The organism is Sphingobacterium sp. WOUb80, assembly GCF_050058145.1.
Taxonomy (GTDB): Bacteria; Bacteroidota; Bacteroidia; order Sphingobacteriales; family Sphingobacteriaceae; genus Sphingobacterium.
In genome coordinates, this window is record NZ_CP165617.1 from 2,339,263 (window position 1) to 2,352,835 (window position 13,573).

Consider the following 13,573-nt stretch of genomic DNA (forward strand, 5'->3'; position numbering starts at 1 on the left):
ATAAAACTGAGATTCCGACAAATTGTTAGGCTTTTTTAATAAAATCTGACAAGCTGTCGGAATTTTATTGTTTGGCAAAAACTTTGACAAACGAAGCATAGAGTAAATTTTTGAATCTAATTTTAGCATTGAAGATATGAATGAGCAAGATAATTATTACGATGAAGGTCAAGATCCAGTAGAAACAAATTCTTCTGAACAACAAGAACAGCCTGCTGATAACATAGCAGAAGAACTGTCTACTGAAGAGAAATTGGCTGCAGAATTGGCAGAGGCAAAGGATAAATACATTCGTCTTTCGGCTGAATTTGACAATTATAGAAAACGTACAAGCAAAGAACGTGTTGAATTGATTCAATCAGCGGGAAAAGATGTCATCAGTAAGCTATTACCTACACTAGATGATTTCGATAGAGCATTAACAGCCATGGAAACTGCTACGGATGTTGAATCTGTAAAAACAGGGATGGATATTGTTAACAACAAATTCAGACAAACATTGTCGCAATTGGGTTTAAAGGAAATGGAAGTTAAAGGCCAAGAATTTGATCCTGAGTTACAAGAAGCTATTACAGCAATTCCTGCACCAACTGCAGAATTAAAAAATAAGGTAGTGGACGTAATCGAAAAAGGATACTACTTAGGTGACAAAGTTATCCGTCACGCAAAGGTGGTTATAGGTCAATAATATTAAGACGATGTCAAAAAGAGATTATTACGATATACTTGGTGTTTCGCGTTCAGCGGACGAGAAGGAGATTAAATCAGCGTATCGCAAATTAGCGATAAAGTATCACCCGGATAAAAATCCTGGTGATCATGAAGCTGAAGAACAATTTAAGGAAGCTGCTGAGGCATACGATATCTTGAGCAATCCACAAAAACGTCAGCGTTATGACCAATTTGGCCATGCCGGTAATTCTGCTAGCGGTGGTTACGGCGGCGGTGGTGGTATGAATATGGAAGACATATTCAGCCAATTTGGTGATATCTTTGGTGGAGGACATCCATTTGAAAGTTTCTTTGGCGGTGGTGGTGGCCAGCGTGGCGGCCGTCGTGTAGCCCGCGGAAGCAACTTACGCATAAAAGTTAAATTAACACTGGAAGAAATTGCCAAAGGCGTTGAGAAAAAGGTAAAGGTCAACAAACAAGTTGTCTGTCATAGTTGTGACGGATCTGGTGCTAAAGATAAATCTTCCTTCCATACCTGTAAAACCTGTGGTGGATCCGGATCTGTTAGAAGAGTAACGAATACCATCTTAGGACAAATGCAAACAACGAGCACTTGCCCTACTTGTAATGGTGAAGGCGTTGAAATCACGGCAAAATGTACAACTTGTAGAGGTGAAGGACTTGAACGCGGCGAGGAAACAATCGCCATTAATATTCCTGCAGGGGTAAGTGAAGGCATGCAACTTTCCATGAGTGGAAAAGGAAATGCCGCTCCACGTGGTGGTGTCCCTGGAGATTTAATTATCCTGATCGAAGAAGTTTCACACGAAAGTCTAAAACGTGATGGACTAAATGTGATCTACGATCTATATATTAATTTCGTAGATGCTACTTTAGGTACTAGCGTTGAAGTTCCTACCATAGACGGGAAAGCGAAGATCAAAATTGAGCCTGGTACACAAGGTGGTAAAATTTTACGATTAAAAGGAAAAGGTATCCCTGAAGTCAACTCTTATCACAAAGGGGACCAGCTTGTATACGTTAATATCTGGACACCAAAAGTTGTGTCCAATGAAGAAAAAGAATTATTGAACAAACTCAAAGAATCACCAAACTTTAAACCTCAACCAGGTAAAAGTGAAAAATCATTCTTCGAGCGAATCAAAGAATATTTCGATTAAATAGATTCTTCCAGATACAAAAAAAAGCCATTTGTCTTTCATTGACAAATGGCTTTTTTTTGTCTTCTTACTTAAAATTGACAATTAAAAACAAAAAGTCAGGTCAATATCATTATCGTTAAATAGAATCTGTAAAAATAAAAATATACTAAATTTTAATCGATTGAACCACTATTATTTACCATTATAACAAAACATCTAGACAATCTAGTGACAAAAAATTAAAATAAGATTTCGATATTTGACTAACAAATTTAAAAAGTCAGAAAGTAATTACTGGCACATTAAAACAAACTATTAAATAAAAAGACATGAAAAAAGTTTTACTAACATTAACTGCCATTGCAGGATTAACAATAGCAGCTAACGCTCAAACTGAACAAGGAAAAATTATGGTTGGTGGTCAAGTTGGCTTCCAAACTTCTAAAGTTAAAGACACAGACTTCAAAAATAACTCATTCTCCATTAACCCAACAGTTGGTTACTTTGTAAGTGACAACTTAGCAATTGGTACAGGCATTGGTTATAACTGGAGCAAAGATGAGAGTGTTATGGACTTAAGCACAAAAAGAGATGCATTCCAAGTTTCTCCATTCGTAAGAAAATACTCTGCTAATGGTCCATTAAGATTTTTTGCACAACTATCTGTACCAATGTCTTGGGGAAAAACTACAATTGAAACAAATAATGCTAAAACGGAATCAAAATTCGAAAACTATGGTGTTGAATTGGCTCCAGGTTTAGCTTACTTACCGACAAGCAAAATCGGCATCGAATTAAAAGTTAGAGGTCTATACTACAACTACAATAACAACAAAACAGCTGATAGATCAACAAATACATTTGGCCTAGACGCTAACTCTTTAGCACCAACTTTAGGTGTACAATTCCACTTCTAGTCGATAAGGAGTTTAACAATAGAAAAGGCTATAATTACTTATAGCCTTTTTTTATTTCCTCGAGTATCAAAGATATCGTTTAACAATCCGGAGTTTATGTGAATAACGATTCAGTTCAGCATTAAAAATACCTTCCGTATCCATCCGGTCAACACGGACTTTCGCAGAGGCGTGGATAATCATATCGCGATCCAACATAATCCCGACATGTGTAATCCGTCCTTCGACATTGTCAAAAAAAGCCAAATCCCCTACCTTTATTTCTGAAATAAAATCCACAGTCTGCCCCATCTCTGCCTGCTGATAAGCGTCGCGCGGCAAGGAAAGATCAAAGCAACTATAAATCAACTGGGAAAAACCCGAACAATCAATCCCCCATTGCGAACGTCCGCCCCATAAATAAGGTGTGTTCTTATAACTCAATGCCAATTGCGCCACCTGGGATTGGAACTGATTTTTGGAAAAAGGGTTGATATCACCTTGATAAGTTAGTTTTAATGAAGGAAAATTCACTGTATTTTCCCCTGTCAAATAAAGTTTCGTACCATGACAGAGCTGAAATTGAGCGGTATCAGTAGAAAGAACTCCCCCCGCCCTTCCAACGATAATTGGTTTTCCAGTCAGATAATGTTGCATATCCAAATCATCTAGTTTTTGAAACTGCCCATTTTGAATCCAGCCCAAATAGTCCGTTTCCAGCAGACGTATTGATGTCCAATCGGCCTCTTCATCAAGAATCTCAAAAAGTTCCCCAAACAATACCTGGGAAACCATTTCACTACGGTGTGCCTGTTCTAAACGTAACGGAACGAGAGCTAATGTACAAATACCATATTTCATGTGCTAAACAAAACAAAATCGTCGAAAACGTGATTATATATTATATGACGAAGATAAATTAATTATAGTAGATATGGAGAATACAAATTCAAAATTCAAAAGAATACTCGTCGCTGTGGATGACGAACCATGCTCAGAAAAAGCGATACAGTATGCAAAAGAAATGGCTCAGATATTTGGAGCTTCTGTAGCCCTTGTCACGGTTATTCCTCCTACTTCACCCGCCAGCTTTGGCGCGGACCCCTTATTAGGCCAGCAACCCATCATCGTACCAGAAGTATCGGAAATGGAACAGGATAATGCGCAAAAATATCTTGAGAAAATAAGTCGCGAATTTACTGGATCAGGCGAAGTATATCTCTTTAACCGGATCGGATCCATTAAAGAAGAAATTCTTGCGGCATCGCATGAGTGGTCCGCGGATCTGATTATAATGGGAACCAATGGCCGGACTGGTTTTGACCATTTCATTTTGGGCTCTGTATCTGAATCTGTCATTCGCAAATCTACCTGTCCAGTACTCGTTGTACCCAGTAAATGTGACTGATATCGATCTGTTTATTACAAGTCAAGTTATATTGTCACGAATAAAGCTAGCCTTCGTTTCAAAACATAATTCTATATGGTAATAAATCAAAAAATTCTTTGATCTAGTAGAAAAATAGATCACAAACATAACAAAACTATCCATATTCATGCAAAAGGCTATTTTTTCATTAGAAAAAATAGCCTTTTGCTTTTTATAATATATAGAAGTTACTTTTTAATCAATCGCGCCACAAACATACTGTCCGCTTTCTCTTCATAACCTTTCAAATAGTCCATGCGTTCTATTTCAAAACCAAAATTATCTACAATGTAATTGACAACATCTTCATTTTCCGCTTTAAAAATAGAGCAGGTTATATAAATCAAAGGCTTGCCCACTTTGACATGCCCTACCACATTACTTGCTATATTTTTTTGTAGCGCATTGAATTCGGCGATCTTAGCACCCCGAAACTGTCGAACCATTTCTGGTGTACGCCCCCAAGTTCCCGATCCGGTACAAGGTGCATCCAATAGGACACCGTCAAATCGTTCACTTCCAAGAAGCTGAAAAGTATCTTTTGTAAGATCGAGAATCTTTTTTCGGTAGTGCTTTATTCCTGCTCGATCAAACCTTTCATCAAGATTTCGCAGAATACTCATACGCACATCGGATACCAAAAGATTAACAGTGGGACAAGCATCCATCAATAAGAGGGATTTACCACCCGAAGCCGCACATGCATCCCACCAGGATTCTTTTTCAACTGGCTCCATATAATCCAACGTGCGCTGTGAAGAAAGATCCTGCACTTCTATCATCCCATCCAAGGTATCAAATCGTTGCAAAGATGTTCCATTATTCAAGGCGATAGTTTGATCGCCAATCATGGAATAAGGAATCTGATGGTTATCCAAAATAGCGCACACGACCTTTGTCTTCCCGTATTTCACCCGAATATATAAATAGGGCTGGATCAACTGGCTCTCTAAAAATTGTACCAAGTCGATCTCATCTGAAATATGATCCGTAAATGGAAAGAGGTCATTCAGGTTGAAAACACCTTCAGACTCTAGAAATGCAATTTTGTCCTTCAGTGGCAGCTGGAGTTTATCACGATAGGAAGGCTCAAAAAGAGCCACTAAAGGGCTTTCCTGTTCACATAGAAATTCCGCAAGCACCAATCTACGCTGTTGTGATAACTGCGAAGCCGCCATTCCCAGACGAAAATAATTATAACATAAACGGGAGGTAGACTTCCGGTCGGAAGATCCCATTTGCTTGTTCAACTTAAAAAAAGTAGTCAAATAACGCGAAAATGGTTGATCAGCTTCAAAACCATCCATTGCGCGCTCAAAATTACGTATTTGCTGATGAACACGTCTTTCACTGAATTCAGCCATTCAAAGATTATTTTCTTTCAAATTTTTTGTTGTGATAAACCATCATACCCAAAGCTCTATTCGCATAGCCCCATTTTGGATAAAATTCAAATTTGTAATCGCTATTCAATCCCGAAAACTTATCTTGCGTCATTCGGCTAACATAATCCACTCCATATTTGTGGATCAACCGACCGAAATACAATGCTGCATCATAACCTTTATAAGAAAATTCAGATGGATCCACTTTATAAACCGATTTATAATTTCCAATAAATTTACGGGTATCACTATCACTCTCATTCACCAAATTAGAAGAAGTAATAGTAAGTCCATAAAAATCCATATTTTCGAAATTCTCAAACGAAAGTTTGGACATGTTTGGATGCCCATATAACTTAAATTGATTACCTGGATTCAAAAAGCGTTCGTCCATATTATCCAATAAAGCTTTCACAAGATTCTTATTGGCAGTACCACTTACGATATGATTCGAACCGGTCAATACGAGATTATTATCCAATTCAGCGAGATTATAAACCGTTTTCACTTTTGCTTGCGCATTAGCCTTTGAAATTTCGCTAACAAAATTGACTAGAAACTGTTTGCTTTCATCGTCACCGGCATCATATACCACGATCTGATCGCCCGTATAGTATTGATCAGCAACATATTTCGCTAATGTTTCTGCATGCGTACGAATAGAAGGTGTGATGGAAACCAAATTGGGTAAGCTAAATTCAGAAGCCATAGTCGCCGCCAAAGGTGAAACTTGTAGCACATTCTTATTTGCAAATGTTTGTCCAAAGCTTTTTATCTCACGCGGATATACCGGGCCGACCACAAGTACGGCATCCTTGACATTCACCGAAGTCCCTAAAGTCGCATTATAGGCAACATTGTCTCTAGAATCAATTACTTGCAAATCAAATAAAGCACCTTCTTTGGCAATTTTGTCAAGACCCAACTGAAATCCCTGATAAAAATCCAGTGCCAAGGAAGAACGCTCCACATCTTCTTTTGTAATCGTCCCCGCAATACCACTTAACTCGAATGGTAATAGCAAGGCGATGCGATTATTTTTCACAGCATGCCCGTTGACATCCTGGATGTCCCCTACTTTGGCAACGGTCTTATCTTTGTCAACTGCTGGTTTAGTCACAGCAGTTTGCTGTTCGCCTTGACCAGAGGAAGGCGAACGCAATACTGTGCTTTTTTTGGTTGTGCAGCTTGCAAGACATAATGCTACAAGTGCCGCAACCCATATTTTATTCCCACTCAATTGTAGCGGGCGGTTTTGAACTGATATCATATACAACTCTGTTTATTCCTTTCACATGGTTGATAATCTCATTTGAAATTTTTGCCAACAAGTCATATGGTAAATGTATCCAATCCGCAGTCATTCCATCAAGAGAACCAACTGCACGTAAGCTAACAACATGCTCGTAAGTACGTTCGTCACCCATTACGCCTACAGAACGCACTGGCAAGAAAATTGTACCAGCTTGCCATACTTTATCGTACCAGCCAGCTTCCTTCAGATTATTGATAAAGATCGCATCAGCTTCTTGCACAATACGTACACGCTCAGGTGTAATATCACCTAAAATACGAATTGCCAAACCTGGTCCAGGGAAGGGATGTCTGCCTAAAATTGCCTGATCCACTTCTAAAGCTTTTCCTACTCTTCTTACTTCATCTTTAAACAACGTTTTAAGTGGTTCTACAACTTTCAATTTCATGAAATCAGGTAAACCACCAACGTTATGGTGTGATTTGATTGTTGCTGAAGGTCCTTTCACTGAAACCGACTCGATAATATCTGGGTAAATTGTTCCTTGTCCCAACCATTTCGCTTCAATTCCTTCAGGTAATTCCTTTTGGATTTCTTTTGCAGCTTCATCAAAAACATCAATAAAAGAATTACCAATGATTTTGCGTTTCTCTTCTGGCTCAGAAACCCCAGCTAATCTACCATAAAATAAATCCTTGGCATTTATTCCTTTAATATTTAACCCCATATTTTTGTATGAATCCAATACCTGCTCGTATTCATCTTTACGAAGCAGACCATGATCTACGAAAATACAATGTAAATTTTTTCCGATTGCCTGGTGCAACAATACTGCTGCTACTGTTGAATCTACTCCTCCTGACAAAGCCATGATAACGTGATCGTCACCCAATTGCGTTTTCAAAGAGGATACTGTTGTTTCAACAAATGCATCTGGTGTCCAATCTTGTGCACAACCGCAAATGTTTACAACGAAGTTTTTCAATAAGATAGCCCCATCAGTACTATGTGTTACTTCCGGGTGGAATTGTATACCATAAGTACGGGTGCCTTTTACTTGATAAGCAGCAACGCGAACTTTATCCGTACTTGCAATAATATCAAAATTTGCAGGAACTTCTTTGATGGTGTCTCCATGCGACATCCATACCTGCGATTGAGTTGGTACTCCTGCCAATAATTCATTCTCGCTATTGACAAACTGCAGATTTGCACGACCATATTCACGAATTTCAGACGGCAACACTTCACCACCTGATTTTTGAGCAATGTATTGTGCTCCGTAACAAACTCCTAAAAGTGGGAAACGATCCTGAATAGCAACAAAATCAATTTGCGGTGCATCTTCTTGTCTAACAGAATAAGGGCTGCCCGAAAAGATAACACCTTTTACGGTATCGTCAAAATCTGGCAATTTATTGAACGGGTGTATCTCACAATACACATTTAGTTCTCTGACACGTCTAGCGATCAACTGTGTGTATTGAGACCCGAAGTCTAGAATTATAATTTTTTCTGGCATGCTGCAAAGGTAAGTATTACGAATGAATTATTAAATGTCAAATCAGGAAATAATGCCTGCTTTTAACAGTTCTACTTCCATTTCTTTCTGTAGAATTATGGCTTCCTCCCGTGCTCTTTCAGCGAAGTCACGTCCGTTTGAAGCATAGATAATTCCCCTTGTGCTGTTTACTAAAAGCCCACAATCTTTGTTCATACCAAATTTACAAACATCTTCAAGCGAACCTCCTTGCGCCCCCACTCCTGGAACCAATAAAAAATGATCCGGTGCATGTTCCCTAATTTTGATAAAGCCCTCTCCGCGTGTTGCTCCGACCACATACATCAAATTGTCAGGTGTACCCCAAGTATTAACTTTATCGATCACCTGTTCGAACAATTGCAGCCCTTCTTTGTTTTCAAAATTTTGAAAGTCCAAGCTACCCTCATTCGATGTCAGAGCAAGTACGATTGCCCATTTATCGTTAAATTCCAAAAATGGTGTCACCGAATCCTTCCCCATGTAAGGTGCGATTGTAATACTGTCAAATCCAAGACCAGACGTCTTTTCATCAAAAAATGCCATCGCATAACGTCCCGAGGTATTACCAATATCGCCCCTTTTTGCATCAGCAATACTAAAACAATCCTTCGGTAACGCAGCCCATGTTTTTTTAAGCGATTGCCAACCCTTGATTCCATAACATTCATAAAACGCAATATTGGGCTTATAGGCAACACATAAATCAGCTGTTGCGTCTATGATAGCCTTATTGAAGCTATAGATCGGATCCTCGTTATCTAAAAGATGTTCCGGGATTTTGGTAAGGTCTGTGTCTAGTCCGACACATAGAAATGAGCGTTTCGCTTTTATCTGATGAATAAGTTCTGCCCTTGTCATGCTATATTTAGAGATCTTAAAAATTATTTATTGATTAAATCTTGAATAAATTTACCTACATCCGGGCTTGAATAATCGGCCATACCTTCATGCCGTGCCGCTACCTTACCCGCTTTGTCCAATATCACAGTTGAAGGAATGGATCCCGAGAGCCACTCTTTTGGAATATCGCTATTTGGAAAACTAATCGGCAACGTCAGCTGCTGTTCTTCCACAAAAGCCCCGGCCTTTGCTTTATCGCCTTCTATCTCTACAATCAAAAACACCATATTTGGGCTATCTTTATAGCGATCATAGAGTACATTGATGGAAGGCATTTCTGCGCGACAAGGCGAGCACCAAGTTGCCCAAAAATTAATAAAGACCACTTTTCCCTTCAGATCCGCCACCCTGACTGTTTCACCCAGGGAATTGATAAAGGAGACATGATTGAATGCGCCCTCTGGAGCCACCCTATCGGATTCTTTAGAAGCTGAATTAAGCTCCAGTGTAGGTTTGAAAAAACCCATTTTCAGTAAAAATTGCTGAAAATAACTTCTACTTGTTGGCCAGATCAACAAACCGATGAACAGTACAAATACAACGTTTCCGATTATCTTCTTTGTCTTCGGACTCATAGGTAATCCCACTATTAAGAATCAAACTTATCCAACAGCTTCAGCAAGGTCGCGAAATCCTTTGGATAAGGTGCCTCAAAAGCCATCTTAACTCCATTCAACTCAAATTCAACATGTTTTGAATGTAGCGCAAAACGCTTCATAATTGGCTGCTCCTCTTCATCTTTGGACAGTGTATATCCCCTTTTCTTAATTTGGGACAAATACACAGGTTTACCACGATACATATCATCCCCCACGATAGCGGCATGTTGTGTCGCAAGGTGAATACGGATTTGGTGCATACGCCCTGTAATGGGTTTACATTCCACTAAAGTATAATTTTTATAGTATTTGATCGAATTGAAGATGGTCTCCGCCGCTTTGCCGTTTGCACGATCAATAGATACATTTTTATTACCTTGGTTCAAGATGGGCAAATCGACAAGCAAATCCTGAAAAGTGTGCGTACCTCCTATGATGGCATGATAAATCTTATTCACTTTTCTTTTTTCAAATGCAATGGAGATTGTACGGTATGTTTCTGGATTTTTTGCAATTAATAAAATACCCGAGGTCTCTTTATCCAGGCGGTGGCACACCTGTGCATCAGGATGATATTTCTTCGCCAAACGAAGAATATTGACCTCCCCACCCTCACGTTCATCTAAAGAAGCGACAAACGGTGGTTTATTGATAACAATCAAATTTTCATCCTCATGGATGATTAATTCTGAAAATTTGGGGAATTTAAATAGACGAGTCTCATTTTGTATCATTCTGCAAAAATACAAAACACAAGGCAGAATATTGGTCAATGTATGATAAAAAGCTTACTTTTGAACACACAATATAAGTTAAGATGTCTGTAAACAAAGAAATGAAACGAGTAAGCACAGCAATGCTGCAAGCCATGAAAGAACGTCAGGAAAAGATTTCTATGCTTACAAGCTATGACTACTCCATGGCTAAAATGGTAGATCAAGCTGGTGTTGACGTTATTTTGATTGGAGATTCTGCTGCCAACGTATTCGCTGGCTACGAAACTACCTTGCCTATCACCCTCGATAATATGATTTACCATGCCGCTGCTGTTGCTAGAGGTACCGAGCGTGCCATGGTATTAGCAGATTTGCCCTTTGGATCTTATCAGGGCTCTGCAAATGAGGCTTACAATGCAGCTGTACGCATGATGAAAGAATCAGGTGCGCACGCATTGAAATTAGAAGGAGGGCTTGAAATCATCGAAAACATCAAAAAAATCATTGCCGGTGGCATCCCTGTATGTGGACACTTGGGCTTGACTCCCCAATCCATCAATAAATTTGGAAATTTTGGTGTGCGGGCAAAAGAAGAACAAGAAGCCGCTAAATTAATAGAAGATGCACTCGCTTTGCAGGAGGCGGGCTGTTTTGCAATTGTTTTGGAAAAGATACCTGCAAAATTAGCTAAAACAGTTACCGAAAAATTGGTGATTCCAACAGTAGGCATCGGAGCTGGACCGGATTGCGATGGACAAGTCCTTGTGGTTAACGACATGCTGGGTATGAATGCTGATTTCAAACCAAAATTTATGCGTCATTTCGCTAATTTGCACGAACAAATCACAACTGCAGTAGCTAATTATGTGGCCGAAGTAAAAGCAGTACAGTACCCGAACGAAGACGAACAATACTAGAAGAAAATATGCGGTTTCTGATCATTGGGCTTATTATTCTTATTGCTTATCTGATGATACGCAAAAAATTCAATCTATTTGGATTTACCGAAGATATGTCCAGAAATTTAAAATCAGGTTTTCAGTTAATTGAAGCTTCATCTCCGGTCATCCAGGCAAATCTAAAGAAGAGCATTTCCAACGCCATAATGGGGGTTATCCTCATTTTGATCACCGTCTTGCTCTTCATGAAAATAAAAATTGTCCTGTTCCTGCTTCCGATTGCCTTTTTTCTGTTGGGTTATCTTTTTCTGTTCAACAACCACTTCAGTAAGCTCAAAAGCCAGCAAATCTGGTACAATGCCAGAACCAATGAGGTTTTTGTTGAGCAGCTCAAAGGGGAAAATTATGCTTTTAACATTTTTAAGGACATAGAAGCCGTTCAGAAGATCGAATCGATTCAAACAACCAAAGGTTTATTGTACGGCTACTACCGTATCAAGTTAAAGAACAAAATATTGGAAATCCCCTATTTAGTTGCTGAAAACAAACCGGTCAATAATCTCTTTTTCGATACCATTGTCCAAAATTTTAAAATAGATATTCAAAAACGCATTTTTCCAATCATCTAAAAACTAACAGGTTGCACATCAGGAAAGAAAGTATTATATTTAGGTAATCAATATAATTTGTTAAAACCAAAATATTTTACACTATGGGAAAAGGTGATATCAAGACCAGAAGAGGAAAAATATCGAATGGTTCTTTTGGAAAAAGAAGACCACATGTATCGAAAGCTGCGATCAAGCCAAAGGTAAAAAATGCGGCTTCAAAAGAAGTGGAACAAAAAACAAAATCAAAAAAATAGTAAACAATAAAGCTAGAAACTCATTTCTAGCTTTTTTATTTCCGATCGTTCTTGCTACGCCTATTTCGATGTTCATTTGCAAAGTTTTGGTCGTATTGTAAAATCCTTTTGACAACTGACATCCTCATAATAATAAACCTATATTTACTCGTTAAATGTAAAAAGTACATAAGAGACTATATTGTATGAATAAAAAATCGATCATTTACCTCCTATTGGCTTGTGCTGTGTTTGGAGGTGGATACTTTCTGATAACTGCTAAAAAAGACAAAAAAGAAGCTGATAAGCCCAATGGAAAAAAAGACATGCCAGTCCCGGCGCAGGCTATCATTGCCAAATCTTCCGTCGCTGATAGATCCATTAATCTCTCGGGAAGCATTGACGCAGAAGAGCAGGTTGAAATCAGAAGTGAAGTCAGTGGTCGAATCACCAAAATCTATTTCTCCGAAGGACAGCGCATCAAACAGGGCGAACCGTTGATCAAGATTGATGATATTGAACTTCAGGCACAATTAAGACAAGCGCAAACAACAAATCAGCTGAATGCCGAAAATGAACGTCGGGCCAAACTGCTGCTACAAAAAGGAGCAATTAGTCAGGAAGAGTTTGATATAGCCAGTGCAGCCCTAAAAACCTCCTTAGCACAGATCCAGTTGATTCAGGCACAAATATCCAAAACAACAATCCGCGCCCCTTTTAGTGGCATGATTGGACTTCGGAATATTTCTGTAGGTGCCATTGTTTCATCCAGTACCCTGATTACAAATTTAGTGAAGGACAATCTTGTCAAAATTACCTTTGCAGTTCCCGAAAAATACAGCAATATTGTGAAGATAAATATGCCCATTGAGTTCAGCGTAGCAAATGACCCAACTATCATAAAAGCAAATATTTACGCTATTGAACCGCAAGTATCACTTAATACCAGAACACTCACCGTCCGCGCCAGAGCAGCAAACGATCAGGGCAAATTGAAAGTCGGATCCTTTGTCAATGTTATCGTGCCGATCGAAGTGGAAAACGATGCGATATCCATTCCTACGGAAGCCATTGTTCCAGTACAGGACGGAAAAAAGGTCTTTGTATTACAGCATGGCCTTGCCAAGGAAGTGAAGGTTGAAACAGGTGCACGTACCGACAAAGACATCGTTATTCTCTCTGGCATCAGTGCCGGTGACACCGTTTTAACCACAGGCGTTCTGTCATTAAAAGATGGAGCAAAAGTTAAGGTATCATTAGCTAACTAGTTGT

Annotated in this window: 15 protein-coding genes; 8 read left to right on the forward strand and 7 right to left on the reverse strand. The window is 39.0% G+C overall.

The genetic code is table 11. From position 1 onward, the window contains the following. The first annotated feature begins 136 nt into the window (after window positions 1-136). From AB1Z56_RS09810 to AB1Z56_RS09820, 3 genes are all read left to right on the forward strand, one after another. Entirely contained in the window at window positions 137-688 is a 552-nt protein-coding gene (locus tag AB1Z56_RS09810; RefSeq protein ID WP_309367054.1) for a nucleotide exchange factor GrpE, read from the forward strand. A gap of 10 nt (window positions 689-698) precedes the next feature. Continuing rightward, on the forward strand, window positions 699-1,853 hold the full coding sequence (dnaJ, locus tag AB1Z56_RS09815) for a molecular chaperone DnaJ (protein WP_426791923.1): 1,155 nt from the start codon (window positions 699-701) through the stop codon (window positions 1,851-1,853). Between the two features lie 311 nt (window positions 1,854-2,164). Beyond that, on the forward strand, window positions 2,165-2,752 hold the full coding sequence (locus AB1Z56_RS09820; protein ID WP_426791924.1) for an outer membrane beta-barrel protein: 588 nt from the start codon (window positions 2,165-2,167) through the stop codon (window positions 2,750-2,752). 66 nt (window positions 2,753-2,818) lie between these two features. Here AB1Z56_RS09820 and AB1Z56_RS09825 read toward each other — a convergent pair whose 3' ends face one another. Then, a complete protein-coding gene (locus AB1Z56_RS09825; protein WP_426791925.1) occupies window positions 2,819-3,592 on the reverse strand; it encodes an NlpC/P60 family protein in 774 nt (257 codons plus the stop codon). Between the two features lie 73 nt (window positions 3,593-3,665). Between AB1Z56_RS09825 and AB1Z56_RS09830 the strand changes: the two genes are divergently transcribed. Beyond that, window positions 3,666-4,139 carry a universal stress protein gene (locus AB1Z56_RS09830; RefSeq protein ID WP_426791926.1) on the forward strand — a complete coding sequence of 158 codons (474 nt, stop codon included), beginning with the start codon at window positions 3,666-3,668 and terminating at the stop codon, window positions 4,137-4,139. A gap of 209 nt (window positions 4,140-4,348) precedes the next feature. Here the strand turns inward: AB1Z56_RS09830 and AB1Z56_RS09835 are convergent, their stop codons facing one another. The 6 genes from AB1Z56_RS09835 to AB1Z56_RS09860 are packed head-to-tail and all read right to left on the reverse strand — an operon-like array spanning window position 4,349 to window position 10,576. Continuing rightward, on the reverse strand, window positions 4,349-5,524 hold the full coding sequence (locus AB1Z56_RS09835; RefSeq protein ID WP_426791927.1) for an RsmB/NOP family class I SAM-dependent RNA methyltransferase: 1,176 nt from the start codon (window positions 5,522-5,524) through the stop codon (window positions 4,349-4,351). 7 nt (window positions 5,525-5,531) lie between these two features. Next, complete coding sequence (locus AB1Z56_RS09840) at window positions 5,532-6,815, reverse strand: ABC transporter substrate-binding protein (protein WP_426791928.1); 1,284 nt, start codon at window positions 6,813-6,815, stop codon at window positions 5,532-5,534. Next, on the reverse strand, window positions 6,772-8,322 hold the full coding sequence (gene guaA, locus AB1Z56_RS09845) for a glutamine-hydrolyzing GMP synthase (RefSeq protein ID WP_309367061.1): 1,551 nt from the start codon (window positions 8,320-8,322) through the stop codon (window positions 6,772-6,774). The genes AB1Z56_RS09840 and guaA overlap by 44 nt, the downstream gene beginning before the upstream one ends. Window positions 8,323-8,364: 42 nt before the next feature. Beyond that, entirely contained in the window at window positions 8,365-9,201 is an 837-nt protein-coding gene (gene pyrF, locus AB1Z56_RS09850; protein WP_426791929.1) for an orotidine-5'-phosphate decarboxylase, read from the reverse strand. 23 nt (window positions 9,202-9,224) lie between these two features. Beyond that, window positions 9,225-9,818: a TlpA family protein disulfide reductase gene (locus AB1Z56_RS09855; protein WP_426791930.1), complete on the reverse strand. Its 594-nt coding sequence runs from the start codon at window positions 9,816-9,818 to the stop codon at window positions 9,225-9,227. Window positions 9,819-9,832: 14 nt separating this feature from the next. Further along, window positions 9,833-10,576 (reverse strand): RluA family pseudouridine synthase, encoded by a 744-nt coding sequence (locus tag AB1Z56_RS09860; protein WP_309367064.1) that lies wholly within the window; start codon window positions 10,574-10,576, stop codon window positions 9,833-9,835. 83 nt (window positions 10,577-10,659) lie between these two features. Here AB1Z56_RS09860 and panB point away from each other — a divergent pair, with 83 nt between their 5' ends. The 4 genes from panB to AB1Z56_RS09880 all read left to right on the forward strand — a co-directional run bounded on the left by panB (window position 10,660) and on the right by AB1Z56_RS09880 (window position 13,569). Then, window positions 10,660-11,475 (forward strand): 3-methyl-2-oxobutanoate hydroxymethyltransferase, encoded by an 816-nt coding sequence (gene panB, locus AB1Z56_RS09865; protein WP_309367065.1) that lies wholly within the window; start codon window positions 10,660-10,662, stop codon window positions 11,473-11,475. A gap of 53 nt (window positions 11,476-11,528) precedes the next feature. After that, on the forward strand, window positions 11,529-12,086 hold the full coding sequence (locus AB1Z56_RS09870) for a hypothetical protein (RefSeq protein ID WP_426791931.1): 558 nt from the start codon (window positions 11,529-11,531) through the stop codon (window positions 12,084-12,086). 83 nt (window positions 12,087-12,169) lie between these two features. Continuing rightward, window positions 12,170-12,322, forward strand: coding sequence for a 30S ribosomal protein THX (locus AB1Z56_RS09875; protein WP_309367067.1), 153 nt, complete (start codon window positions 12,170-12,172; stop codon window positions 12,320-12,322). Window positions 12,323-12,507: 185 nt separating this feature from the next. Continuing rightward, window positions 12,508-13,569 (forward strand): efflux RND transporter periplasmic adaptor subunit, encoded by a 1,062-nt coding sequence (locus tag AB1Z56_RS09880; protein WP_309367068.1) that lies wholly within the window; start codon window positions 12,508-12,510, stop codon window positions 13,567-13,569. Window positions 13,570-13,573: the final 4 nt, after the last annotated feature.